The sequence below is a fragment of the Pseudomonas sp. FP818 genome, assembly GCF_030687335.1.
GTDB classification, from domain to species: domain Bacteria; phylum Pseudomonadota; class Gammaproteobacteria; order Pseudomonadales; family Pseudomonadaceae; genus Aquipseudomonas; species Aquipseudomonas shahriarae.
Map to the genome: position 1 here is coordinate 1,776,070 of NZ_CP117427.1, position 25,664 is coordinate 1,801,733.

The 25,664-nt window shown below is 61.7% G+C and carries 22 protein-coding genes and 1 pseudogene; 10 read left to right on the forward strand and 13 right to left on the reverse strand.

Annotated features, from left to right (window positions below):
• Positions 1-3: 3 nt before the first annotated feature.
• Both PSH80_RS27330 and PSH80_RS08090 read right to left on the reverse strand, forming a co-directional pair.
• Positions 4-102 (reverse strand): annotated as a pseudogene (locus PSH80_RS27330) (winged helix-turn-helix domain-containing protein); the annotation flags it as partial.
• Positions 103-321: 219 nt separating this feature from the next.
• The gene (locus tag PSH80_RS08090) at positions 322-516 is read right to left on the reverse strand and encodes a hypothetical protein (RefSeq protein WP_198800033.1); all 195 of its coding nucleotides are present in this window, start codon (positions 514-516) and stop codon (positions 322-324) included.
• Positions 517-1,159: 643 nt separating this feature from the next.
• Here PSH80_RS08090 and PSH80_RS08095 point away from each other — a divergent pair.
• The 3 genes from PSH80_RS08095 to PSH80_RS08105 are packed head-to-tail and all read left to right on the forward strand — an operon-like array spanning position 1,160 to position 5,799.
• Positions 1,160-2,743 carry a BCCT family transporter gene (locus PSH80_RS08095; protein WP_057959020.1) on the forward strand — a complete coding sequence of 528 codons (1,584 nt, stop codon included), beginning with the start codon at positions 1,160-1,162 and terminating at the stop codon, positions 2,741-2,743.
• 27 nt (positions 2,744-2,770) lie between these two features.
• Complete coding sequence (locus tag PSH80_RS08100; protein WP_120732300.1) at positions 2,771-4,780, forward strand: CocE/NonD family hydrolase; 2,010 nt, start codon at positions 2,771-2,773, stop codon at positions 4,778-4,780.
• A 50-nt stretch (positions 4,781-4,830) separates the two neighbouring features.
• Entirely contained in the window at positions 4,831-5,799 is a 969-nt protein-coding gene (locus tag PSH80_RS08105; RefSeq protein ID WP_169989425.1) for a LysR substrate-binding domain-containing protein, read from the forward strand.
• A gap of 46 nt (positions 5,800-5,845) precedes the next feature.
• On the opposite strand, the gene PSH80_RS08110 is transcribed toward PSH80_RS08105, so the two are convergent.
• Together PSH80_RS08110 and PSH80_RS08115 are read right to left on the reverse strand one after the other, a co-directional pair.
• Entirely contained in the window at positions 5,846-6,979 is a 1,134-nt protein-coding gene (locus PSH80_RS08110; RefSeq protein WP_120732304.1) for a catalase family protein, read from the reverse strand.
• A 29-nt stretch (positions 6,980-7,008) separates the two neighbouring features.
• A complete protein-coding gene (locus PSH80_RS08115) occupies positions 7,009-8,817 on the reverse strand; it encodes a di-heme-cytochrome C peroxidase (protein ID WP_120732306.1) in 1,809 nt (602 codons plus the stop codon).
• Between the two features lie 258 nt (positions 8,818-9,075).
• Here PSH80_RS08115 and PSH80_RS08120 point away from each other — a divergent pair, with 258 nt between their 5' ends.
• The 5 genes from PSH80_RS08120 (at position 9,076) to PSH80_RS08140 (ending at position 11,880) form a co-directional block, all read left to right on the forward strand.
• Positions 9,076-9,804 (forward strand): FKBP-type peptidyl-prolyl cis-trans isomerase, encoded by a 729-nt coding sequence (locus PSH80_RS08120; protein WP_057959025.1) that lies wholly within the window; start codon positions 9,076-9,078, stop codon positions 9,802-9,804.
• A gap of 429 nt (positions 9,805-10,233) precedes the next feature.
• Positions 10,234-10,689 carry a YkvA family protein gene (locus PSH80_RS08125; protein WP_032863275.1) on the forward strand — a complete coding sequence of 152 codons (456 nt, stop codon included), beginning with the start codon at positions 10,234-10,236 and terminating at the stop codon, positions 10,687-10,689.
• Between the two features lie 97 nt (positions 10,690-10,786).
• Positions 10,787-11,125 carry a helix-turn-helix transcriptional regulator gene (locus PSH80_RS08130; RefSeq protein WP_115127719.1) on the forward strand — a complete coding sequence of 113 codons (339 nt, stop codon included), beginning with the start codon at positions 10,787-10,789 and terminating at the stop codon, positions 11,123-11,125.
• Positions 11,122-11,493, forward strand: a complete 372-nt coding sequence (locus PSH80_RS08135) for a hypothetical protein (RefSeq protein WP_057440671.1) — start codon at positions 11,122-11,124, stop codon at positions 11,491-11,493. The genes PSH80_RS08130 and PSH80_RS08135 overlap by 4 nt, the downstream gene beginning before the upstream one ends.
• Positions 11,494-11,880, forward strand: a complete 387-nt coding sequence (locus tag PSH80_RS08140; protein ID WP_057440672.1) for a tetratricopeptide repeat protein — start codon at positions 11,494-11,496, stop codon at positions 11,878-11,880.
• A gap of 9 nt (positions 11,881-11,889) precedes the next feature.
• On the opposite strand, the gene PSH80_RS08145 is transcribed toward PSH80_RS08140, so the two are convergent.
• On the reverse strand, positions 11,890-13,647 hold the full coding sequence (locus tag PSH80_RS08145) for a bifunctional diguanylate cyclase/phosphodiesterase (protein WP_057440674.1): 1,758 nt from the start codon (positions 13,645-13,647) through the stop codon (positions 11,890-11,892).
• 118 nt (positions 13,648-13,765) lie between these two features.
• The gene (locus PSH80_RS08150; RefSeq protein ID WP_169989423.1) at positions 13,766-15,847 is read right to left on the reverse strand and encodes a carboxy terminal-processing peptidase; all 2,082 of its coding nucleotides are present in this window, start codon (positions 15,845-15,847) and stop codon (positions 13,766-13,768) included.
• 138 nt (positions 15,848-15,985) lie between these two features.
• Here PSH80_RS08150 and PSH80_RS08155 point away from each other — a divergent pair, with 138 nt between their 5' ends.
• Positions 15,986-16,948 carry a zinc-binding dehydrogenase gene (locus tag PSH80_RS08155; protein WP_198792477.1) on the forward strand — a complete coding sequence of 321 codons (963 nt, stop codon included), beginning with the start codon at positions 15,986-15,988 and terminating at the stop codon, positions 16,946-16,948.
• 149 nt (positions 16,949-17,097) lie between these two features.
• Here PSH80_RS08155 and PSH80_RS08160 read toward each other — a convergent pair whose 3' ends face one another.
• The 6 genes from PSH80_RS08160 to PSH80_RS08185 form a co-directional block, all read right to left on the reverse strand.
• Complete coding sequence (locus PSH80_RS08160; protein ID WP_120732310.1) at positions 17,098-17,751, reverse strand: HAD family phosphatase; 654 nt, start codon at positions 17,749-17,751, stop codon at positions 17,098-17,100.
• 31 nt (positions 17,752-17,782) lie between these two features.
• On the reverse strand, positions 17,783-18,772 hold the full coding sequence (locus PSH80_RS08165; RefSeq protein ID WP_057445233.1) for an ABC transporter ATP-binding protein: 990 nt from the start codon (positions 18,770-18,772) through the stop codon (positions 17,783-17,785).
• A complete protein-coding gene (locus PSH80_RS08170) occupies positions 18,769-19,569 on the reverse strand; it encodes an ABC transporter permease (protein WP_057440678.1) in 801 nt (266 codons plus the stop codon). The genes PSH80_RS08165 and PSH80_RS08170 overlap by 4 nt, the downstream gene beginning before the upstream one ends.
• Positions 19,556-20,401, reverse strand: coding sequence for an ABC transporter permease subunit (locus PSH80_RS08175; RefSeq protein ID WP_057959030.1), 846 nt, complete (start codon positions 20,399-20,401; stop codon positions 19,556-19,558). The genes PSH80_RS08170 and PSH80_RS08175 overlap by 14 nt, the downstream gene beginning before the upstream one ends.
• The gene (locus PSH80_RS08180; protein WP_057959031.1) at positions 20,398-21,204 is read right to left on the reverse strand and encodes an alkaline phosphatase family protein; all 807 of its coding nucleotides are present in this window, start codon (positions 21,202-21,204) and stop codon (positions 20,398-20,400) included. Before PSH80_RS08180 ends, PSH80_RS08175 begins: the two co-directional genes overlap by 4 nt.
• A gap of 158 nt (positions 21,205-21,362) precedes the next feature.
• Entirely contained in the window at positions 21,363-22,430 is a 1,068-nt protein-coding gene (locus PSH80_RS08185) for an ABC transporter substrate-binding protein (RefSeq protein ID WP_057440683.1), read from the reverse strand.
• A 349-nt stretch (positions 22,431-22,779) separates the two neighbouring features.
• On the opposite strand from PSH80_RS08185, the gene PSH80_RS08190 reads away from it, so the two are divergent.
• Positions 22,780-23,493, forward strand: a complete 714-nt coding sequence (locus PSH80_RS08190) for a UTRA domain-containing protein (RefSeq protein ID WP_057959032.1) — start codon at positions 22,780-22,782, stop codon at positions 23,491-23,493.
• Here the strand turns inward: PSH80_RS08190 and PSH80_RS08195 are convergent.
• Positions 23,469-25,646, reverse strand: coding sequence for a mechanosensitive ion channel family protein (locus tag PSH80_RS08195; RefSeq protein ID WP_057959033.1), 2,178 nt, complete (start codon positions 25,644-25,646; stop codon positions 23,469-23,471). The two genes, PSH80_RS08190 and PSH80_RS08195, sit on opposite strands and share 25 nt — an antisense overlap.
• Between the last annotated feature and the right edge of the window lie 18 nt (positions 25,647-25,664).

The following is a 25,664-nucleotide window of genomic DNA, read 5'->3' on the forward strand; positions in this document are numbered from 1 at the left end:
GTCCTACAACCCCACCAGCCGGTAGCCCACCTGCAATTCGGTAATAAAGTACTGCGGCTGCGCCGGATCCACCTCCAGCTTTTGCCGTAGATGCGCAATATGACAGATTGGCCGGCGCACTGCCGACGATTTCTTCCAGCGAGTGCCATTGGCGGTTCAGGCGCAAGGCGGTCCCGGCGACACCGAGCAGGGTGTTGCGCATTTTTTCGCCTTCCATCTGCACCAGGTTGCTTTGCGCCACTTCGACGAAATGCACACGCTCCAGGGCAATCGCCAGTTGGCTCATGCAGGCTTCCACCAGGCGGTGTTCCTGTGGGTCGTTCAGGCGATCGCGCTGGGCCAGTTCCAGCACGCCGCGTTCGATAACAACAGCGCCGAACCGAAGCGGGCCCAGCCCATTGTTTCCTGTGGGTCGATGCCCAGCAGGCGATAGGTATAACGTTCCGGCAAGGCATGGTGGGTTCCGGTGAAGCCCCGGGTCAGCCATTTGCCCATCAGTACGGCGAGCCCCGTCATTTAAACGCTGTGGTGCTGCTGAGGTTGACGACCCGCTTATTTGGTTTTCTTTTTCTTCTCGCTGCGGGTGGCGAGGTGTTCGAAGCAAAACGCGGCAGTGCCGAAGAGCGCAATCATCGACAGGACGACCATGCCTAAAGTTGAACTTTCCACGATAACTTCCTACGGGTGTTGGGGTAGGAGGTGACGGTAGAGGGTTTGGACTTAGTTACTCAATAGCGGCGACGTAAACGTTATGGTGAACAGGCAAACTATATGAACTCTTTACAGGGGGCGGATAAAAACCCTAAAACCTGAGACTCAATTATGGCGAGCGGGCTTGTTGTGGCGAGCGGGCTTGCCCGCGTTGGGCTGCGTAGCAGCCCCAAAGCCATCCCCCCGGTCTACCTGGAAGACTCGGCGCGACCCTACTGGGGCCGCTGCGCGACCCAACGCGGGCAAGCCCGCTCGCCACAGCAATCGCGGTTTTGCTCTTGCTCAGCCATGACCTGACGGAATACCCCCATACCCATTGGTCGATTGCACCGCGGCCGGCACCCACGCTTATCTATAGCCACGCGAAGACTTCAAGGCGGCACAGTGCCCGCTTCTAACAATGGCCTGCAAAGGCAATAAAAATAGTCTGTCTGGGGAAGCGCACGAGATGAAATACCCATTGCGTCCTTTGGTCTTCTGGCCAACCTTTCTGATCTTGCTGGCGGCGGTGATCGCCAGCTACGTTGACCTCACCGCATTCCTCGCCGTGAGCAAACAGCTCAATACGGTGATCCTGCAAAACTTTTCCTGGCTATTCAGTGCCGGTTCTTTCGCCATGCTGGTGCTCACGGCCATTGTGTATTTTTCGCCCCTGGGCCAGGTGCGTATCGGCGGGGAGGGCGCCACGCCGCTGTTGAGCAAATGGCGCTGGTTCATGGTCGCGCTGTGCACCACCCTGGCGGTGGGCGTGCTGTTCTGGACCACGGCCGAACCGCTCTACCATCTGTACTCGCCACCCTCCAGCCTGCCGATCGAGGCGGGCAGCGCGGCGGCCAAGAGCTTTGCCTTGTCGACAATGTTCCTGCACTGGACCCTCACGCCCTACGCGATTTACCTGGTGCCCTCCCTGGTGTTTGCCCTGGTGTTCTACAACCTGCGCAGCCACTTCTCGATTGGCGCCATGTTGCAACCCTTGCTCGGCGCCGAGCGGGTCAAACGCTATGCCGGGTTGATCGACACCCTGGCGATGTTCGCCCTGGTCGCAGGCATGGCGTCGTCCCTGGGCACCGGGGCGCTGACCCTGTCCGGTGGCCTGAGCCAGTACATCGGCGGTGAGACCACGCCGTTGCGCCTGGGCCTGATCATCGCGGTGATCGTGTTCACCTTTGTCGCCTCGGCCGCCAGCGGCCTGCAGCGCGGCATCGTCATGCTGTCGTCGTTCAACACCTGGATCATGCTGGCCCTGGGCGCGTTCGTGTTGGTGTGTGGGCCAACCCTGTACATCTTCAGCCTGGGCGTCGAGTCCCTGGGGGTGTACCTCGACACCTTCTTCAGCCGCAGCCTGTCCACCGGTGCCGCCAGTGGCGACAGCTGGCCGCAGAGCTGGACGGTGTTCTACTGGTCGGTGTGGTTCGCCTGGGCCCCGGTCAGTGCGCTGTTCCTCGGCAAGATCGGCCGGGGCTACAGGGTGCGCGAATTTATCCAGATCAATATGTTGTACCCGGCGCTGTTTACCGCGCTGTGGATCTGCATTTTCTCCGGTAGCAGCCTGTACTTCGATGCCCTCGGCGATGGCAGTTTGAACCGCGTGCTCAACGAGCAAGGCGTGGAGCATGTGCTGTACCAGATGTTCCAGCAGTTGCCGGCCAGCGGCCTGATGATCGCGTTTTTGTTGTTTGTTGCCTTTATCTCCTTTGTCACCGCCGCCGACTCCAGCACCGACGTGATCGCCAACCTGTGCAGCAAAGGCGTCACCGCCGATTCGGACCTGGACGGCAACCCGCTGCTGAAGATTGTCTGGGGCGTGATCATCGGCACGGTGTCGTGGGTCATGGTGGCCTTTGTCGGCATCGACGGGGTGAAGATGCTCTCCAACCTCGGCGGCCTGCCGGGAATGATCCTGGTGCTGCTGGCCAGCACGTCGTTGCTCTACTGGTTGAAGAACCCCGCGCTGCTGGACGTAAAGGCCCCTGCGGTCCACGTCGAACCTGGCCTGCGTGGTGCCAGCCCCGTGGCGGATTTTGCCCGCTGACTTGCCTCTTTGTTGCTGGAGTTACCGATGGAAATCGTCACCGAATTTGCCTACAAGGTCCTTGAAATCGAGCACTGCCTGATCCCCCTGAGCGACGGCACGCAACTGGCAGCGCGTATCTGGCTGCCTGACACCGCCAGTGTGCAGGCCTTCCCGGCGATCCTCGAATACCTGCCCTATCGCAAGCGTGATGGTACGGCGCTACGCGATGCGCTGACCCATCCGTGGATGGCGGGGCAGGGCTATGTCTGCGTGCGGGTCGATATGCGCGGTAATGGCGAATCCCAGGGCCTGATGGCCGATGAGTACCTGTTGCAGGAGCAGGATGACGCCCTCGAAGTGATCGACTGGCTGTGCCAGCAGCCCTGGTGCGACGGCAACCTGGGAATGATGGGCATCTCCTGGGGCGGCTTCAACAGCCTGCAAGTCGCCGCGCGCCAGCCCGAAGCATTGAAGGCGATCATCACCCTGTGCTCCACCGATGACCGCTATGCCGATGACATCCATTACAAGGGCGGCAACCTGCTGCTGGAGAACTTCGGCTGGGCCGCGACCATGCTCAACTTCAGCGCGGCGGCGCCCGACCCGCTGCTGGTCGGCGATGCCTGGAAAAGCCTGTGGCAACAACGCCTCGACGCCATGCCGCTGCTGGCCGAGACCTGGCTGCAGCACCAGACCCGCGATGCCTATTGGCGTCACGGTTCGGTCTGCGAGGACTACTCGGCGATCAAGGCGGCGGTGTATGCCGTGGGCGGTTGGGGCGATGCCTACAAGAATGCGGTGCCGCGCCTGATGCAACATCTGCCGGGACCGAAGAAAGCCATGATCGGCCCGTGGATTCACAAGTACCCGCACTTCGCCGTGCCCAACCCGGCCATTGGCTTCCTGCAGGAGGCCAGGCGCTGGTGGGACCACTGGCTTAAAGGTATCGACAATCGGGTGATGGACGACGCTGCCTGCACCTTTTACCTACAGGATGTGCTGGCACCCAAGGGCAGTTATGCCGAGCGCCCAGGGATCTGGGTGCAGACCTCGGGCTGGCCCGATCCCCAGGTGCAATGGACCGACTACAGCCTCAACGACCATGGCCTCAGCCCCGGCCAGCAGGCACTGGGCGGCCCGCGCAGTATCTGTTCGCCACTGACCACCGGTCTGCACCAGGGCGAGTACTGCGCCATCTGGTTCGGCCCCGATGGCCCCACCGATCAGCGTCGCGACGATGCGCAGTCGCTGTGTTTCGACTCGCCGCCGTTGGCTGAACCCCTGGCGCTGCTGGGGGATGTGCGCTTGCACCTGCGCCTGGCCAGCGATACCCCCTGCGGGCAACTGGTGGCACGTCTGAATGCGGTGGCGCCCGACGGCCAAGTCACGCAGATCACCTACGGCGTGCTTAACCTTGTCCTACGTGAAGATTTCTCCCGTCTGACGCCGCCTGTGCCGGGCGAGCCCATGGACGTGCAATTGAACCTGGATCACGTCGGCGTGCGCGTGCCGGCCGGCCACCGCCTGCGTCTGGCCCTGAGTACCGCGAGCTTCCCGTTGCTGTGGCCCAGTCGCGAGTTGACCACCCTGACTGTGCTGCCCGCCGTGCAGCGTGTGCAATTGCCGATCTTCAGCGGCGCGGCCGTGCCGTGCCCGTTCGAGGCCCCGCAAGCGGCTAGCCCGGTTGCGCTGGAGGTGCTGCGGGCGGCAGCGCCTAAACGCACCTTGAGCGAGGATGTGGGCAGTGGCGAAGTCTGCGTCACCATCGAGGACGACCTGGGCGCCGTGCGTTTCACCGAGCATGGCCTGGCGGTGGACCAGCGCTGTACCGAGCAATATCGCACCTTGCCCTGGGACCCGTTGTCGACCCAGGCCGATATCCACTGGCAGTACCGCGTCGAGCGAGCGCCGTGGTCGGTGGCGGTCGACAGCCGCCTGCAGGTGCGCGCCGACGCCCAGTGGTTCTACATTGAGGCGCAGCAGCAGGCCCTGGAAAACGGGGTGCAGGTGCATCACCGCACCTGGAGCAAACGGGTCGCGCGGGTCGCGTTGTGAGCGGGCAAATGGCAGGATGCCTGCTCATCTGATCAGCCACGGATCCCTGCATGTCGCGCCGAAATGTCGACCTTCCACCGCTCAATTGTTTGCAGACGTTTGAAGCGGCCGCCCGTCATCTGAGCTTTACCCAGGCGGCCCACGAACTGAACCTGACCCAAAGCGCGGTGAGCCGGCAGATCAAGCGCCTCGAAGAGGACCTGGCACGGCCGCTGTTTTATCGGTTGGCGTTGGGGCTGAGCCTGACCCCGGCCGGGGTGCGTTACTTTCGCACCATCCAGCGCCTGCTGCGCGAGCTCGACCGTGAGTCGGCGGAGCTGCGCCGACGCGGTGCCGATCGCCAACTGACCCTGGCCAGCACGCCGACCATCAGCTCGATCTGGCTCGCCGCGCTGCTGCCGGCGTTCCAGCATGCGCACCCGGACCTGGATATCCGCATCCTGTGCAGTGAAAGCCCGAGCCACCTGGATGTCAGCGAATATGACCTGGGCCTGTTCTACCACCTCGACGAACTGCCGGCGCCCCTTGGCCTGGAACTGACCCCGGTGTTTGCCAGCGAGCAGGTCATCGCCGTGTGCAGCCCCGCCTACATCGAGCGTTATGGCGCGATACGCGACGCCCAACACCTGTTGCACAGCCATACCTTGTTGATCGTCGAGGACCACTATCACGATTGGTTGACCTGGACCGACTGGTTCGCCGATATCGGCGCGCAATACCACACGCCCCGGCACGCTTTGCGCACCAACAGCTATCAGTTGCTGATGCAGTCGGCGGTGATGGGGCATGGCGTGGCCCTGGGCTGGAAGCGCTTGCTCGAAGGCGAGCTGGCTGCCGGGCGCCTGCAACTGGCCTTGGCGCACCACATGCACAGCCGTGGCCGCCTGCAACTGATGCAACCACAGCATCGCAACCCGCCTTCGGCAGCGCGTAGTTTTCAGCAATGGTTGCTGACGGCGTCCGATACAACGCCGCAGGGGCTGTTCGGTGGGAGCGGGCTTGCCCGCGATGATCGTTAACGATGACGCGGTGAGGCGTTCTTGCTGACGTCAGCGCGGGCGTTGTTCACGGGGCGTTGCGGCTATGCCGATAATCACTCACCGCTTCATACACCGCCTTGCGCAGCCGATTGATCCCCCCAATCGGCCGGTGCTCTTCCACACCAAACCATGGGTTGAACGACTGGTTGTCGCAGGCCAGGTTCAAGGCTGGGGTATCAAAGTCCTGCGCCGGAATGCGGATTTTTGCCACGCTCTCGTAGGGCGCGTCGCTTTCCTTCCATTCGATGCTGGTGTCTTCGATGGGCATGTATTTCTGTGGGTTCTGGCGCTGGATCTGCAACACAAAACACGCGTCGACCCGGTCGGTGGACAACTGCTGGCTCAAGGCGCTGCGCAGGAAGTTCGGCAAGTCCTGGTTCTGCTTGGGCAAGCTGTACTCCGGGCAGCTTTGCGGGTCCGGGGCGACGCGGAACTTGGCGTTGGCCGTGCCAAATTTGTAGGGCGATACCGAAAAGTATGTCGCCTCGGTCGGGCTGGCGGGGGCCGGCGCCAACGTCGCCAGGGCGATGAACAGATGGCGCACCTGCCAACTGCGCGGGTCGAGGCTGGGGAAAAACGCCATGGCCTTCTTGCCATCGGCCTGGGCCCCGACGTTCTGCGCGTATTCCGCCACGTCGCTGACAAAGAAGTTGGGGTGGCTGAACATCACAAAGTCCTGCTCGGTGCGCGCCTGCTGATCGGACAGCAGTTGCTTGCCCGGCACGTCCAGCAGTTTGATCGCCAAGCCGCGGGCGTCGCGGATGCTATCGAACTGTGGATAAGCGTTGCCGTTGGACAGGCGCATCATCGCCTGCCAGGTCTTGCCCGGCTCGGCGAACACGCCCTGGCGCAGCGCCGGGTCGAGACCTGGCAGCACACTGACTTCGGCCTTCACGCAGCCATGGGCCTTGGCATGGGCATCACGCAGGTAGCGGGTGCCTTCGCGGTGCTGGTCGACGATACGCACGGCCGTCTGAATGATGCCTTGGGTCATGGCGGCTTCGCCGGGTGGAATCTGTTCATCGGCCGACACCGGGCCGCGGTGGTGCCAGGCAAACCACAGGGTCGCCAGCAACCAGCCGAGCAAGCCCAGGCCCACCAGCCATAACAGCGTCTTGCCGAGAAACGCGCCGAGGCGCAGCCACAGTCGAGCGAGCATGGAACGGTCCTTGTATCGAAATGGGGAAGTCATGGCAGTTGTTGCTCCAGGGGGCCGCCCAGTACTTTGAGGTATTCCAGCAGCGCCCAGCGCTCCTCAGGCTCCAGGCCCCGGCCAATTACCCCATTGCCACGCTTGCCGGCGCGGAATTCGTGGCCGCTGTTGTGGTTGCCGGTGATGCGGGTATCGAACAGGAACGCATTTTTAAAGGCTTCGGTGCGATAACCCAGGTGACGCGGGTTGTAATCGAAGGTGCCTTTATAGAAGGTGCGGCTGCGCTCGTACTGGGGCGAAAGCAACTGGTAGATCGTCGGCACCGAACCATTGTGCAGGAACGGCGGCGTGGCCCACACGCCAGCCAGGGGGCGGGCCTTGTAGGCGCGCAGTTCGCGCACGCCGATAGGCAGGCCGTAGCCGTCCAGGCGCGGGCGTTCGGCCGGGGTGATGCCGGCGGCGCGGTAGGCGTGCTCTTCGACAAACGCCGTGACATAGGCCAGGCCCTTGGCCACGGACAGGCTGCGCAAGTCCAGCGGTTCGGTCGGCGTCGGGTGCAACTCCACATTCAACTGCGCCAGTTCGGCCGGGTCCCATTGCAGGGCGCTGAGGTCGTAGCGCTGGTCGGCAATGTTGCTGGCGGTGCCTGGGTCGGTGCCGATGTAGTCCACTGGCAGCATCTTCAACTGCTGCACCGGGCGCCCGTTGACTTCGCTCACGCTGGGCACATGGCAAGCTGCGCAGTTCTCTGCGAACAGCGCGCGGCCACGGGCGGCCAGGGGTTTGTCGATGGTGCCGAACAGCGCTTCAGGCCAGGTCGGCGGCTTGAGCCGTTGCAGGGTTTCTTCGATGCGGTTCAGGTCACGCACGCGTACGCTGGAAGGGTAGCGTGCATCGCCCTTGAGCGGCTGGCCGGCGTTGTCGAAGAACGCCAGGGTCGCGCCTACGCCCAAGGCTTCGCCGATATTGCGCGCCATGGGTTGCTGGGCCGAGCCGTTCCATTGCACCCAGTCGAAGGTCCACATGTCCCACAGTTGCGGGTAGTCCACCGGCGCGTTGGCGATGCGGTAGTTGTCCGGCGAAATCGCATCACCAAAGCTCGCGTTGGCGATGCGGCCGAACGCATCGGTGCGCCCCGGGCCTTCTTCGGTGGGGTAGAGACCACGGTGGGTATCGTTCCAGGCCACCTTGAGGAAGTTGTCCAGGGACTTTTTGAAGTCCTGGCGCAACTGATCGTACTGGGCGTCGTATTGATCCCCCAGCACGCTGTGGGCGAAGCGCCTGAACTTCAGCGGGTTGTAATAGGTGGAGGCGAGACTGGCCACCAACGCCTGGCCGAAGCTGCCACCGCGCAGGGTCGGCACGCTGGAGGGCAGCACATGCTGTGCAGCGCCGCCGTCGATGCGCAGGGCCTGGCCATTGAAGTGCAATTCGCCGGTGTGGCAGGCGGCACAAGTGATATCGAGAAACTCGTCGTCGCTGCCGGCATTCTTGTGCCGGGCGAAGCCGACGGGCAGGTTGCCAGGGTTCTGGGCTGTGGCCTGTTGTCGCGGGTCCACGAGGAAACCGAAACGCGCCAGGTTGGCCGGTTCGGCAAAACGCTGCTGGGAAAACGGCAGCTCCAGCGCGGTGAACCAGTTATAGCGCAGGCCCTTGACCTGGGTGCCCTGGGGCGTGAAGTAGTAGACCTGGCGGTCGGTGGCGGTCCATTGGTCCTGGTAGTGCACCTGCTGCACCGGCACGTAATCCGGCAGCTTGGGGTTGACCACGTAATAGAGGACCACGGCCAGGGCCAGTCCCATAAATGACAGGATCAGGAGTAAAACACGGGAAAAAATGCGCAAGATAACTATCCTTGTCGAGTTGTTGCGTCCTTATGCCACCGAGCGTAGCAGGCGGCAAGTAGCCATGATCGGTCTGTTGCGGCGGTTTTCGGCTTGCCTGCTGTCCTTCGCCGGGCTTTGGGGCAGATGAAAATGCTTTTAAACACGTGAACTTATCAGAAGTTTCCTGCTCACATGCCGGTAGCCATTGGTCGTGGCCGCCTGATAAGCTCGCGACTTTATTCGAATGCCCTTTTGGCGCATGAACAAGGAAATAGCATGAAACAGCATCGGTTGGCGGCGGCGGTGGCCCTGGTTAGCCTGGTACTTGCGGGTTGTGATTCGCAAACCAGCGTAGAGCTGAAAACCCCGGCGCAGAAAGCTTCCTACGGTATCGGCCTGAACATGGGCAAAAGCCTGGCTCAGGAAGGTATGGACGACCTGGACTCCAAGGCCGTGGCCCAAGGCATCGAAGATGCCGTCGGCAAGAAAGAACAGAAGCTGAAAGACGAAGAACTGGTGGAAGCGTTTTCCGCACTGCAGAAGCGTGCTGAAGAACGCATGACCAAGATGAGTGAAGAGTCGGCAGCTGCCGGCAAGAAATACCTCGAAGAAAATGCCAAGAAAGACGGTGTAGTCACCACCGCTTCCGGTCTGCAGTACAAGATCGTGAAGAAAGCCGAAGGCGCCCAGCCCAAGCCAACCGACGTAGTGACTGTTCACTACACCGGCAAGCTGACCAACGGCACCACCTTTGACAGCTCCGTGGATCGCGGTAGCCCGATTGACCTGCCGGTCAGCGGCGTGATCCCGGGTTGGGTCGAAGGCCTGCAACTGATGCACGTGGGTGAGAAGGTCGAGTTGTACATCCCGTCCGACCTGGCCTATGGCGCCCAGAGCCCGAGCCCGGCAATTCCAGCCAACTCCGTACTGGTCTTCGACCTGGAGCTGCTGGCAATCAAGGACCCGGCCAAGGCCGATGCGCCTGAGGCACCGGCTGCCAAGTAAGCCGCTGCAAAACACCCAACGCCCCGTTTTACGGGGCGTTGTTGTTTCTGGTGTGGGGCTTGATCCAATCCGTATGGAAGCTGTCGAGCGCTGGCGAGGCTGCGATAGCGGTGCAGGCAACACTCCTGTTGGCCATGCCGCCGCCATCGCAGCCTCGCTGGGGCTCGATAGCTCCCACAGTTGACCGTGGGGCAAATCAAAACGAACACCTGCGACTTAGAGCAGTCTGATGCAATACCTCGGCACGGCTAGCCGCAGGCGCGCTTCAAGTCAATGAATTCTTGGGTTTTTTTTATGTGCGCAAAAAACGCCCGATCTGACTCAGGGCCTTGTATTACGTGGCTTTCAGCCGCGAAAATGGGCTCTGTTCACAAGGTTATCCACAAGTTGTGTGGATAACCTTTTCTCTTGCCTGGAACTGGAGTGACGATGAAAGCACCCTGGAATTTCACCCGCTTCCTACCGTTGGCCGCCCGCCTGATCGGGCGTGGGCGCCTGCCCACCCTGTTGTTCGCTGTGGCTGCCAAAGGCTCAAGCCAGGGCAATCGCCTGGGTAAGCTCAAGGACGACCTGAAGCTGCTTCAGGCGCTGTGCCTGGCCTACTGGCGTGGCGAGTACCGGGCTATTAGCCCCAAGGCGCTGATCTCGGTGGTGGCGGGGCTGATGTACTTCCTCAGCCCGATTGATGCGATCCCGGACTTCTTGCCCATGTTCGGCATGCTCGATGACATTGCGGTACTGGCCTGGGTCATGAAGAGCCTGGACGGCGAGTTGAGTGCCTTCCGCGCCTGGCGTGAACGCCAGCGCCCGGAGAAGCTGGTGGTGGTGGAGCGTCTGCCTGCAACGCCGCAGCTTCTGGAGCAGGAAAACCCGAAAAAAAACTGAAGGCGCGGATTATCCCCCTGCGCTCTTTGGGGCTGTTAGGATTACACTCCTAAGGAAAGTACTTACTTCGTAAGTGTTGTGATCCTACGGGGCAGTCATGGATATACAAATCATTTCACGGGATGGCGAACCCGAATACGCGGTTCTGCCATGGGCTCAGTACCAGGCGCTGCTAAAAGCCGCCGGTGTGCCGCAACCCGCCACTTCTTCTGCACAGACCCCTCCCGTCGCTACCGAGCAGGACCTGCGTCCCCTGGCACAATTGCGCAGCCTGCGCGAAGCCAAAGGCCTGGCCATCGAGACCTTGGCCCGCACCGTGGGCATCAGCCCGTCCTACCTGGGGTTGATTGAAAGTGGTGAGCGCCAGCCGGATGCTGCGATTCGTCGCAGCCTGGCCTGGGAGTTGGGGATTGCGGGTTGGAGGGATGAAGTGTGAGTGTGCGCATCAGTCGTCAACATTGGGATGGGTTGCTCAATGAACTCGATCAGGCCCGTCGCCAGCGACATCTTTTGACCTACCGTGCGTTGCTGGAGCGTCTGCAATTCCCCACGCCAGCCATGCAAACCCTGACCGCCGCCCTGGAGCACCTGGCGGCTCTGGATGCCAAGGCGGATCAACCGCTGCGCAGTTCACTGGTGATCAGCCAGGGCGCCAGCCGCTTGCCGCGCACCGGTTTTTTTGAATGTGTCGAGCGCCTCGGGCGCTTTTGCGGACCGTCCGATGGCGTTGCTGCGGCGTCGTGGCATGCCTCGGAAGTGGTGCGTGTGTTCGAGTACGAATATCCTGAGTCAGCGGAGGCCTGAGTGTTCTGGAAGCTTAAAGCGTACGCCAGCTATTGGTTGGCCCGCAGGTTGTTTCATTGGTCATGGTTTGTGCGTCAGCCCCGTGGCTGGCACTGGCTGGAGGGTCAGTTTGCGCGCATGGCCAACCTGGGTAATGTCGAGGCCCAAAGTTTCTATGGGCATATCCTGACCTTTCGCGGCCAAGGGCTTGGCGCGCGGGAAGAGGGCGTGCGCTTGCTGCGCCTGGCGGGCCAGGCCGGTGATGGCAAGGCCGCTTATCAGGTGGGGGTGTTGAGCCTGGCGGGCAGCCTGGGCAAGGCCCCAGACCCGGCCGAAGCCGCACGCTGGTGGACCATTGCCGCCAAGGCCGGGCATCCGCTGGCGCAGATACGCCTGGAGCAGTTGTAAGGGCCGGCCTTACAGAAGTTCGCGGCTGTCGAGGACGTGGATGCTGTAGCCGGCCACGTTCTTGGCGTGATGCTTGGCCTGCGAGGCCAGTTCCGCCAACTGGCTGGCATCCAGATATCCACAGCTCAGCGGATGCAGGTGCACCACGCCAATGGACAGCGACAGCAAGGCAAACTCCTGGCGCACCCCCTGGCGATTCAGGGCGATAAAACAGCCCGCGTCCAAATGCTCGCTGCGGTAGAAGCGCCGGCATTGGGTCTGGAAATCGTCCACCAATTGGTTGAGACGCTTGCGCCAGTCCTGGGCACCCAGTACCAGGAGAAAATCATCGCCGCCGATATGCCCGACAAAATCGCGGCTGGGGTCCACCCGGTCGTTCAGGCACTGTGCCAGGCACAGCAATACCTCATCGCCTCGGCCATAGCCGTAGATGTCATTGAACGGCTTGAAACTGTCGATATCCACATAGCAAATCACCGATTCGCGCTGCTGCTGCAACAGTCGCGTCAGGCACTGCTGGATCGGCACGTTGCCCGGTAGCAGGGTCAGTGGGTTGGCGTAGCGCGCCTGCTGGATTTTCAGTTCGGTAATCAGCTTGAGCACGTCGATCACTCGTCCCAGGCCCAGGTAGTTGCCGTTCTGGGTGATGATGAAATCTTCTTCGATGCGCTGCCGCGCGCGGCTGGTCAGCAGGCGGCTGACCTGTTGCAACGACTGGCTCAACTCCACGGCCAGGAAGTCGTCGCTCATCAGGCGGCTGATCGGCTTGCGCGCAAACAGGTCGGTGGCAAATGGCTTGAGCAGGACGTCGGACAACGAGTGCCGATGCACGATGCCGATGGGCTGGCCGCGCCCATCCAGGACCGCCAGGGAGTTGAGATTGGCCTGGCTGCGAAACGCTTCCAGGACTTTTGCTGTGGCGGTGTCCTGGGCCACGGCCGGTTGCTCGTTGAGCAGGGCGCTGAGGTCACTGGCGTCTTCATTGAGCGAGACGCTGGTGCTGTCAGGCTTGGCCAGCATCAACCTTGCTTCGATCGGCGGATGTTCCTGGGGACGGCACAGCAGGTAGCCCTGGATCAGGTCCACGCCCATTTCCGTGAGCACCGCCAGTTCCTCCGGCAACTCGATGCCTTCGGCAATCACCTGTGCGCGGGAGGCCTTGGCGATCTGTAGGATCGAGCCGACGAACTCGCGCTTGAGCGCATCCTGATGAATGCCGTCGATAAAGTGCCGGTCGATTTTCACGTAGTCCGGGCGTAACTCAGACCACAGGCGCAGGCTGGAGTAACCGGCGCCCAAGTCATCCAGGGCAATCGAAAAACCCATGTCGCGGTAGTGGTGCAGGGCGGTCTGCAGCAGTTGGAAGTCGTCGGTCGGCGCTTGCTCCGTGAGTTCGATCACGATCTGGCTGGGCGCGATTCCGTACTCGCGCAGCATCTGCAGGGTGCGCCCCGGTTGATGGGTGGTTTCCAGCAGGGACTCGGGTGAGACGTTGAGAAACAGCTTGCCTGGCAGCGCCTGCTCGCTGAAGCGCTTGCAGGCACTTTGCCTGCAGGCTATCTCCAGTTCATTCAGGCGTCCGGCCTGGCGCGCCACGCAAAACAACGCAAGGGGCGAGTGCAGCGGGCTGTTGGACGGGCCGCGGCTCAGGGCTTCGTAGCCAAGGATACGGCGTTCGCTGAGGCTGATAATCGGTTGGAACAGACTGTGCAGACTGCCTTGAGCCAGGATGGAGCCCAGGGCATGCAGCTGTTCGGTCATGGTCATGATGATCTCGGTCGAAAAAAAAGGACCGGGTGCCTGGGGTACCCGGTCCTTTATTTCACGACAGAATGATGTCTGTTTGATGACGCTCAGTGGAGCGGAGACATTAAATTGCCATCATCTACTGCTTGGCGACTGCCTTACTGGTTTTCAGGTAGTCCAGCAGAATCCGCCCGGTCTCGCTCAGGTAGGCGTCGTCTTCCGGCTTGGTCTTTTCAGGTTCGGTCGGCAGCGCGTCTTCGTCTTCTTTCTTCAGCTCCTTGAGCGGGTCTTCACCCTTGGCCTTGCGACGGATGTTTTCCAGGGCCAGTTGCTGGTTCTCGATCGCAGTGTGCTGCGCGCGACGGTCCACTTCATTGAGGCTGACGGTCTTCTCGGCCATCAGCTTCTTGGCCAGGGCCAGCTTGTCGCGGATAAACACAAACTCGGCATCCTTGGCGGAGCGCAGGTCATGTTCGGCCTTGAGCTGGGCCAGGTACGGCTTGAAGGGATCGGACGCCGGCTTGATAGCCGGGCGGATGGTGTCCCACGGCATGGCTTCAGGCAGGGCGCTTTCGCCGATTTCCTTGGTGTCGATGAGCGACGGGAAATCAATGTCCGGCAGTACGCCCTGGTGCTGGGTGCTCTGGCCGGAAACCCGGTAGAACTTGGCCAGGGTCAGCTTCAGTTCGCCATGGTTAAGCGGCTGGATTGTCTGCACTGTGCCTTTGCCGAAGGTCTGGCCACCGATGATCAGCGCGCGGTGGTAGTCCTGCATCGCGCCGGCAAAAATCTCCGAGGCCGAGGCCGAGAGACGGTTGACCAGCAGTGCCAGCGGGCCCTTGTAGAAGGCACCCGGGTTTTCGTCTTCGAGCACATCCACGCGGCCGTCAGCGTTGCGCACCAACACGGTCGGACCCTTGTCGATGAACAGGCTGGTCAGCTCGGTGGCTTCCTGCAACGAGCCGCCGCCGTTGTTGCGCAGGTCGATGACCACGCCGTCGACCTTCTCTTTGGTCAGCTCGGTGAGGATTTTTTTCACATCGCGGGTGGTGCTCTTGTAGTCCGGATCGCCGGCACGGAAGGCCTTGAAGTCCAGATAGAACGCCGGGATCTCAATGATGCCCAGCTTGTAGTCCTTGCCATCCTGCTTGAGGTTGAGGACTTTCTTCTGCACAGCCTGGTCTTCGAGCTTCACCGCTTCGCGGGTGATCGACACGATCTTGCTGGTCTGGTCATTTGGCGCATTGGTGTGGGGAATCACTTCCAGGCGCACCACGCTGCCCTTGGGCCCGCGGATCAGCTTGACCACTTCGTCCAGGCGCCAGCCGACCACGTCGACCATCTCTTTGTCAGCCTGGGCCACGCCGATGATCTTGTCGGCCGGGGCGACCTGCTTGGTCTTGTCCGCAGGGCCTGCCGGCACCAGGCGCACGATCTTCACCTGATCGTTGTCGCTCTGCAGCACGGCCCCGATGCCTTCGAGGGACAGACTCATGTTGATATCAAAATTTTCCGCGTTATCTGGCGACAGATAATTGGTGTGCGGATCGTAGGACATCGCGAAGGTGTTGATATACGCCTGGAAGATATCCTCGGCGCGGGTCTGGTCCAGGCGGCTCAATTGATTCTTGTAGCGCTTGGTCAGCAGCTCCTGGATCGCCTTGGGCTCTTTGCCGGCGATCTTCAGGCGCAGGACTTCATCTTTGACGCGCTTGCGCCACAGGTCATCCAGGGCGGCGGTGCTGGTCAGCCATGGGGCCTCCTTGCGATCCACCAGCAGGGTTTCCTTCTGGGTGAAGTCGAGCTTGTCGACGCCTTTGTTCAACTCACCCAGAGCGAAGTCCAGACGCGCTTTGACACGGTCCAGGTAACGCTTATAGATGGTGAAGCCAGGTTGCAGGTCGCCGCTCTTGAGGAAGTCGTCGAACTGGGTCTTCCATTTGTCGAACTCGGCCACATCGCTGGCCAGGAAGTAGCTGCGCGAGGGATCCAGCAGCTTGAGATAGCTGTCATAGATAATCACCGAGCGCGCATCGTCCAACGGCGGTTTGCTGTAATGGTGGCGCTTGAGCAACTCAACGACGTTAAGGCTGGCAATCACCTCATCGCGATCAGGCTGAAGTTTGTCCCAGCTGTTGGCTGCGAACGTATTGGTCGACAGCGGCAACAGGCCGAGACCAATGAAAAGAGCGAGGGCGGTACTGGGGAACAAATGCTTCATGCTGATTCGACGCGGGGGCAATTGATAACGCATATTAGGCCGTCTTTGAAGTCGCCGGTTCCATTTGGGCCGGTCGCATAATGCAAAAAGCCCGGCGCTACAGCAACGGGCTCAGTCCAGACTCACTATGGAGGCACTGTGAAAGCATTGCAAGGCGTTGAAGGTCATGTGGAGTGGGTTGAGACCCCGAGTCCTACGTGCGATGTAGGGCAAGTTCGCATTCAGGTGGCGGCAGCCGGCCTGAATCGGGCGGATTTATTACAGCGTGCAGGGCTCTATCCGCCACCGCCCGGGGCCAGCGAGGTGCTGGGCCTGGAGTGTTCCGGGGTAATCAGCGAGGTTGGCGCCGGCTCGTCCTGGCAAGTGGGGGACCGGGTCTGTGCGCTGCTGGCGGGCGGCGGCATGGCCCATGAAGTGGTGGTGGATGCGCGCCACGTGCTGCCGGTGCCGGAAGGTCTGTCCCTGGCCGAAGCCGCTGCGCTGCCCGAGGTGTACAGCACCGCCTGGCTCAACCTGTTCCAACTGGCGGCGCTCAAGCCCGGGGAAAAGGTGCTGTTGCACGCTGGTGCCAGTGGTGTTGGCTCGGCAGCGATCCAGCTGTGCAAGGCCTTTGGCAGCCCGTGTTGGGTCAGCGTCGGCTCGGCGGACCGCCTGGCCTATTGTGAAGACCTCGGCGCCCAGGGCGGTGTGGTACGTACCGACGGCATCGAGAGCCTGGGGGATTTTGGCCCGTTCGACGTGATTCTCGACCCGGTGGGCGGCAACTATGCGGCCATTAACCTCAAACTCCTGGCCCGCGATGGGCGTTGGGTATTGATCGGCTTGATGGGCGGGCGCGAGGCCCAGTTGGACCTGGCGCAGGTGCTGGCCAAGCGCGTGCAGGTGCTGGGCTCGACCTTGCGCAGCCGTGATGATCAATTCAAAGCGGATCTGTTGAGCGATCTGGGCCAGCAAGTGTGGCCGTTGTTTGGCGAAGGGCGGCTGAGCCCGCAGTTGGCCAAGACCTTCCCGATCAAGGACGCGGAAGCAGCGTTTGCGGAGCTGGCGACCAACCAGATTTCCGGGAAGCTGGTGCTGGTGATCGACGAGAGCCTGGTTTGAGGCCAGTCCAGGGTTGAAATGCAGCCCAAGGTGGGAGCGGGGCTGCTTGCGATAGCGGTGTGTCAGTAACAGACCTTAACTTGATACACCGCTATCGCAGGCAAGCCAGCTCCCACATTTGATTGGGTTTCAATGCCCAAAATGGGCCTTCAGGCCCACTGGTGGATCGGCCATCCGGCCTGTTCTGCGTGGGCCTGCAGCACCGGGTCCGGGTTCACCACCTGCGGGAAATCGACCTTGCTCAACAGCGGCAAGTCATTGCGCGAATCCGAATAGAAATACGCACCCTCCAGGCTTTCACCTTCCTGCTCCAGCCATTGCGTCAAGCGGGCGACCTTGCCTTCACGGTACGTCAGTACACCCACGGTCTTGCCGCTGTACACCCCGTGGGCTACGTCCAGTTCAATCCCCAGTACTTCATCAATGCCAATGCGTGCGGCAATCGGCGTGACCAGGTGCGTGCCCGAGGCCGAGATCACCAGGATCCGGTCCCCGTTCTGCCGGTGGCGGGCGATGGTCTTGGTGGCGTCGCTGTAGATCAGCGGCTCGATAATATCTTCCACCCACGGCTCGACCAGGTGCGCGACTTCTTCCGGGGTGCGCCCGATCATCGGTTCCAGGCTGAAGTCCATGAACTCTTCCATGGCCAGCTCGCCGCGGCTGTAGGCGGCCATCAGTTCGTTGTTCTTGCGCATGAACGAATCGGGGTCCACCCAGCCCAGGCGGCCCATTTGTTCGCTCCACAAGGTGGCGCAGTCGCCGTGGATCAGGGTGTCGTCCAGATCAAAAATTACCAAAGCCATCAGTCATGCTTCCTCAATAAACACTGCATCCTCAGGCTACCTCACACAGTGCGCTGGGATCGATGGAAAGTGCCAGGCGTTGCCCGTCTGGGTGAAGATCCTGGGCCGAGCGGTTGAGTACGTCCACCACCAATTCAACGCCCCGGGCTTCGACGCGATAGCGAATCACATTACCCAGCAGGCTGTGGCTGCGCACCAGAGCGTCCAGCTCACCGTTGCGGTTCAGTTCGATGGACTCGGGACGGATCGCAATACGGCTGCTGACCGGACGCTGCAATAGCTTGCTGGCCTGCTCGGCGTCCAGCAGGTTGTAGTTGCCGATAAAACCGGCGGCGAAGGCGTCCACGGGGGCGGTGTACAGGGTTTCAGCGTCGCCGCTTTGTACGATCTTGCCCTGGTTCATCAGGAAGATGCGGTCGGACATGACCAGGGCTTCTTCCTGGTCATGGGTCACAAAAATCGTGGTCAGCCCCAGTTCGCGCTGGATCTGACGGATCTGCTCGCGCAGGTGTTTGCGAATCCGCGCATCCAGTGCCGACAGCGGCTCATCGAGCAGCAGCAGGCGCGGGCGGGTGACCAGGGAGCGGGCGAGGGCGACGCGCTGGCACTGGCCGCCGGACATCTGGTGCGGATAGCGCCCGGCCAGGTCCTTGAGCTCGACCAGTTGCAGCACTTCCTGCACCCGCTGGTGGCTGTCATCGGCGTTGACCTTCTGCATACGCAGGCCGAAGGCGACGTTCTGTTCCACGGTCATGTTGGGGAACAGCGCGTAGCTCTGGAACACCATGCCGATATGGCGCTTCTGCGGGCTCAGCGGCACGATATCCTGGCCGTCCAGGAGGATCTGCCCACTGTCCACCGGCGTCAGCCCGGCGATGCAGCGCAGCAGCGTGGATTTGCCGCAACCGGACGGGCCAAGCAGGGTGACGAATTCGCCCTTGGCGATCTGGCAGTTGATATCACTGAACACCGGGGTGGCGGCGTAGCTTTTTTGCAGGTGCTGGACGCTGACGAAGCTCATTGGCTTTTGTCCTTGTTCAAGAAGTTGGCGGCCCAGGTGAGCAGCAGCACGAAAAGGAAATAGGAGATGACCACGGCGCTGGTGAAGTGGCCGCTGCTGTTACGCATGTTGTTGAGGTACACCTGCAAGGTCTCGTAGCGCGTGCCGACAAGGATGTTGGCGAACACAAACTCGCCGAACAGGAACGAGAACGACAGCAGCAACGCCACCATCAAGCCCTTGCGCAGGTTCGGCAGCACCACCAGGATCGCCGCCTGCCAGGTGCTGGCGCCGAGCAGTTGGGCGGCGTCCATCAGGTCACGCAGGTTGATCGCCTGCAGGTTGTTGGTGATCGCGCGGTACATGAACGGCAGTGCCACGGTGAAGTAGCAGCCAATCAGGATCCACGGTGTGCCGACCATCGCCAGCGGCCCCGAGCCATACAGCTGTAACAGGCCCACCGAGGACACCACCGGTGGCACCGCGAAAGGCAGCAGGATCAGGATATTCATCAGCGCGTCGAGCCTGGGGAAGTGGTAGTGCACCACGAACAGCAGCGGCAGGATCAGCACCACCGACAGGATCAGTGCGCCGACACACACCAGCAGCGATTGGCCAAAGGCATGCAAAAAGCGCGGGTCGCTCCACAGCTGTACATACCATTCAAAGGTAAAACCGGCGGGCAGGATGGTGGCCGACCAACTGCTGGCAAGGGAGTACACCAGGGTGCCAATCAGCGGCAGCACCAGGATCGCGAACAGCAGGTACACCACCACGCGATGATAGAGGGCGACGGGGCTGGCTTCAGCGCGAGACATGGTAGCTCCTCTTGAGCAACAGTTGATGGACCACGGTGACCACGGTCATCAGCGCCACCAGGATGACGGCCAGGGCGCTGGCCATGTTCGGGTCCAGGGAAATATCGCCGGAGACCATCGCCGCAATGCGGATCGGCAGCACGTTGAAGTTGCCGGTGGTCAACGCATACACCGTGGCATAGGCGCCAAGGGCATTGGCCACCAGGATCACGAAGGTGCCCAGCAACGCCGGCGTCAGCACCGGCAGGCCGATATGCCGCCAGTACTGCCAGCCATTGGCGCCCAGGAGTGCTGCGGACTCGCGCCAGTCTTCACGCAGGGCATCGAAGGCCGGGTACAGCAGCAACACGCCCAGGGGGATCTGGAAATAGGTGTACAGGATGATCAGGCCGGTCTTGGAGTACAGGTTGAAGTCCTGAATGATCCCGGCCTGCTTGAGCATGATGGTGATGCTGCCGTTGAACCCCAGCAGGATGATGAAGGCAAAGGCCAGGGGCACGCCGGAGAAGTTGCTGGTCATGTTGGCGAAGGCAGTGACGAAGTTGCGCAGCGGCGAATCCACCTTGCGCAACGAGTAACTGCCGAGCACGGCAATGATGATGCCGAAGACGCTGGAGTAGAAACTCAGCTCCAGGCTGTACTGGATCGCCTGCAAGTAGAACTTCGAGCTGAAGATCTTGCTGAAGTTGGCCAGGCCCCAGCCGAATTCTTCCGATTGCAGGCTGTTGACCATCACCCAGAACAGCGGCGCGATCTGGAACACGATAAAAAACAGGGCGAAAGGCACCAGGCACAAGGCGGCCAGCCACTTACCACGGATCACTGAACTCACTTCAACAGCTCCTGGCAGACAGGTTTGTCGTGGGCAACGCCAAGCAGGGCGCAGACGGTGCCGCAGATATCGGTTTGCCTGGGTTGGGCCTCGGGCTCGAGGCTGAAGGCATCACCGAACACAAACAGCGGCACTTCGCGCTCTTCCGGCAGCAGGCCGTTGTGGGAGCGGTCGTTGTTCATGCCGTGGTCGGCGGTGACCAGCACCTGGTAGCCGGTGTCGAGCCAGCCTTGCAGGTAGTCGGCGAGGATGACGTCCGCCGAGCGGGCGCTGTTGCGGTATTGCGCGGTGTCGAGGCCGTGCCTGTGGCCGGCGTCGTCGATGTTCATCGGGTGTACCAGCAAAAAGTTCGGCGCGTGCTTGAGGCGCAGGCTCTCGGCATCGGCAAACAGGTGAGCGTCGGGGTAATGATCGCTCCAGTAGAAGTGCCCGTGCTGGATTGCCAGCGCCGGGTCGTCGGTATGCCGGTCGCGGGCGGCGATAAACGGCGAGCGGTTATACAGCTCGCTGACCCAATGGTAGGCCGCCGCCGCAGTGGTCAAGCCGGCGTCGGTGGCGTAATGGAAAATGCTGCGCTGGTTGGACAGGCGCGAGACGTTGTTGTGGACAATGCCACTGTCGATCGGCGTTACGCCGGTCAGGATGCATTCGTACAGCGGGCGCGACAGGGCGGGCAATTCGCATTCCAGCTTGTACAGCGCTGCGCGCCCGGCGCCGACGTAGGCCTGGAGATGCCCCATGGCATGCCGGGCAACCTCGTAATTGAGGCCGTCGAGCACCACAAGGATGACGTTGTGCTTCATAGGGGCAGGGGCTCCGCGACAAATTGGGCTTGATTCGGTGGATCTTCCGGAAACGGATCAACTGTGGGAGCTGGCTTGCCGGCGATAACGGTGCATCAGCCGATACACGTGCTGAATGTCATACCGCTATCGCCGGCAAGCCAGCTCCCACCCGGGGCTTATTGCATATTGATGATGACTTCTTCCTGCCACTTCTGCGGCAGCGCCTTGGAGGTCTTCTCCCAGGCATCGGCGTCCTTGATCGGAGTCACGCCTTTGTATTGCTCGTCAGGCAGCAGCTTGGCTTTCACTTCAGGTGGCAGGGTCAGGTGTTCGGCACGGATCGGCCGCGCATTGCCCTTGGCCAGGTTGATTTGCCCGGCATCACTGAAGATGTATTCGCGGGTCAGCTTGGCCGCGTTGGGGTGCTTGGCGTATTTATTGATGATGGTGGTGTAGCCGGAAATCACCGAGCCATCCGAGGGGATCAGCACCACGTAGTCATCCGGGTTGGCCATCTTGGCCTTGTAGCTCAGGCCGTTGAAGTCCCAGACCACGCCCACTTCCACTTCGCCCTTTTCCATGGTGGCGATGGTCGGGTTGGCCAGGGAGATACGGCCCTGCTTGGCGATTTCGGCAAACATCAGCAGCGCCGGCTGGATGTTCTTCTCGTCGCCGCCAGTGGCCAGGGCGGCGGCCAGTACACCGTTGGCGGCCTGGGCGGCGGTGCTCACGTCACCAATCGAAACCTTGTATTTGCCGGTTTTCAGGTCAGACCATTTGGTCGGCACTTCGGAGCCGTGCAACAGCTTTTTGTTGACGATAAACGCAATGGTGCCGGTGTAGGCCAGGGCCCAGTTGCCGTCCTTGTCCTTGGCCCAGTCCGGGATCTGTTCCCAGGTGCTTGGCTTGTAGGGTTGGGTCACGCCCTGCTTGACCGCAATCGGCCCGAAGGCTGCGCCCACGTCGCCGATATCGGCGCTGGCATTGTCTTTTTCTGCGGCGAACTTGGCGATTTCCTGGGCCGAGCTCATATCGGTGTCCATGTGCTTGAGGCCGTACTTGGCCGCCAGGTCTTCCCAGGTGCCTTTCCAGTTGGCCCAGTTATCGGGCATGCCGACGCTGTTCACAGCGCCTTCTGCCTTGGCGGCAGCTTCCAGGGTTTTCAAATCGGTGTCAGCGGCCATGGCGGCGGTGCACATGGCAATGGTCGAGCCTAACAGTGATGCCAGGAAAAGCTGTTTCATCCGAAGCTCCTTTGGGCGTTTTCAACGCTGCGATTTTTTGATGGCGCGGTGGGTTTGGTCTAGGTCAGCAATACACGAGCCAATTTAGGCGCGATGGATGACAGTTTTATGTCGGTGTCGTTTTTAAAGCGCCTGGGCAGGTACTTGCCGGGTAAGCGTAGACCAAGGCCAGGCCCCCGTAACTCTTGGACTTGGCCGATGTATTGCAGGGCGTGTGGGGCAGTGTCACGAGGCGCTGTCATCTGTCGGTCATGTGTGATGCCTAGGCTGGCACGCAACAGCCGCCGCTCATTCCAGGGGCATTTGGCGCACCCAAACAGTGCTGGCCTAGTCCAGATAGGTAACGTTGATGCGTGATGAGGCAACCAAAGCGGTGACAGCCATTGGCCTGGCGCTGCAAGAGCAGATCAGCCACGGTTTGTTGAGCCCGACGAGCAAACTGCCCGCCGAGCGCAAACTCAGTGAGTTGTTTAGTACCACCCGCATTACGGTGCGCGAGGCCTTGCTGCAACTGGAGGCCCAGGGCCAGATCTACCGCGAGGAGCGCCGTGGCTGGTTTGTCTCGCCGCCCCGGTTGGCCTACAACCTGATGCAGCGCAGCCACTTCCACGCCATGGTCAGCGCCCAGGGGCGAGTGCCTTCTACCGAAGTCATCTCGGCACGCCTGCAACCGGCTTCGGCCGCGGTCTGCGCGTGGCTGCAACTGCCGGCACTGTCCAGCGTGATCCAGATCTGCCGGCGGCGGCGTATTGATGGGCGGCTTGTGCTGTATGTGGAGCACTACCTCAACCCCCAGTATTTTCCGGGGATCCTGGCGTGTGACCTGAACGAGTCGATGACCGAGTTGTACGCCCGCAAGTACGACCTGCACTACGGTCGCGTGCGCTTTGAGATTGTGCCGACTTCTCTACAGGTAGAAGCGGCAGCCGCCTTGAAAGTCTCGGCGGGCAGCCCCGGGCTGCGGATCGCCCGGGTCAATTACGATCAGCATCAGCGCCTGATCGACTGCGATCTGGAGTTCTGGCGCCATGATGCGATTCATGTCGGGGTGGATGTGACCTGAGCTTCCTGCGGCCCACTCGCCGCCGTCACCACTTGCACGCTCAAGCGCGGCATCGCCAGGTCCATCCCGGCCTCATCGAGGTGGCGCTTGAGCGACAGGTTGAACGCCCGCGACACTTCCCACTGCTTGATCGGCGCGGTCTTGAAGCGCGCACGCAGGATGGCGTTGCCGGACTCGAAGCTTTCCACACCCTGGAACTCCAGGGGCGACCAGATATTGCGGCGTTGCAGCGGGTCGGCGCGCATTTTCTGGCCGACGTCGCGCATCAGCTTGATCGCGGTGTCGATGTCCATGCTGGCTGGCACCGCTACGCGGAAAATCGCGTAGCCGAATTCCCGCGAGTAGTTCTTGATGCTCTTGATCTCGCTGAACGGGATGGTGTGGACGATGCCGTCGATATCGCGCAGGCGCACGGTACGGATGGTCAGGCCCTCGACGGTGCCAAGGTGGCCGCCGACATCCACATAGTCATCAATGGCCAGGGAGTCTTCGATGATGATGAACAGGCCGGTGATCAAGTCCGCCACCAGTGACTGCGCACCAAAACCGATGGCCAGGCCGATCACACCGGCACCGGCCAGCAGGGGCGTGACGTTCATGCCCATGTTCGCCAGGGCGACAATGGCGGCGATGATGAAGATGGTCACGAACAGCACGTTGCGGATCAACGGCATCATGGTCTGCGCCCGCGCATTGGCCAGGCCTTTGCGCGAGCGGGTGAGGGCGTGGTGGATCGCGGTGTCGCTGAGGATCCAGATCAGCCAGGCAAACAGCAGGGTACCGGCAAGGCCGAACAGCTTGACGCTGATTTCATGTCCGTCGCCTTCGGTAAAGCGGATCAGCGACCAGCCCCAGACCCGCAGGCCGAGTTCGATAAACACCAGCCACACCATCAGATGGGCCAGGGTGTAGACAAAGCTTTTCAGGCGCTCGGAATACAGTGCATGGCGCTTGTGCCCGCGCTGGGGCTTGAGGGCGTGGCGGCGCACCAGGCCGTTGATCACCATGCACAGCACCAGCAACACCGTGCACAGCAATGATTGGCGCAAGGCGGTGCTGGTATCGCCGGCCGACACGAAGGTGGCAAACAGCGAAATGCCCACCAGCAGCAGCGCGGGCAGGTACCAGAAGGTGCCGACGATCTCGATCGTATCGCTCAATGCGCGGCGGGTCAGGCGCCGGGACAGTGGCTGGTTGCGGATCAGGTGGGCGATGGGCCGGCGGAAACGCAGGATAAACACGCCGGTGGACAGTGCCGCGAGGACATTGGCGACGGTCGCGGCGCTGTGGGCCAGGTGGGTACCCAGGGCTTCGGTCAGGCGCGGATCACTCAAGGCCTCGCCGAAAGCGGCGAAGCTGCCGATCAGCCACAGCGGGCGAAACGCCTGGTGGCGCAGGATATACAGCGCCCGGTGACGGTGCGGGCCGTCGAGCACGGAAAAGGCGATGACGCAGATCGCTGAAAAACACGTGCCGACCACCAGCGCGTACGCCAGCACCATCGCCAGGGATTTGCCCAGGGACGAGGGCAGGGCGTAGCTGAGGTAGACGGTGATCACCAGGGCAATCAGCCAGGGGCCGAGCTTGCGCAGGGCAAAGCGCAGCATGTCCCAGGTCTTGGGGTGTTGCGGCAATTCTTCACTGAGGCCAAAGCGCAGGCGCACCCGATGGCTGAGCCAGATCAGCGCGGCCGCGAGCAGGCTCCAGAGCATCAGCACCACGGCAAAGCCAAAGATAATCGGCAGCCATTCGCTGGCGGGCAGCATCAGCGCGCCCAGCTCGGTCCTGGCCTGGGCGAATTCGACGGACCAGCGATTGAGTGGGCTGTCGGCGCCGGACAGCTGTTGCTCCAGGCTGGCCAGGGTGCCGCCGATCAGGCTCAGCACCCCTTGCTCGGCAGCCGGCTGGGCTTTTTTCGTGGCTTCGCGCAGCTTTTTCAGGTCGGCCAGCAGCTTGGTGCGCTGCTGGTCGTTTTCCAGGGTCTTGATCACCTCGTCCAAAGACTGCCCCAGCGGCACGTCGGCCTGTGGCTGGGCTTTGGTGGTGCTGCCCAGCATGCCGGGCAGGCCGACCGCCTGGGCAGGGGCGATGGGCAACAGGATCAGCAGGCAAAGGAGCAGGCAGTGTGGCAGAGCAAACAGACGGGCAAGCACGAGGCGGTCAACCTTGAA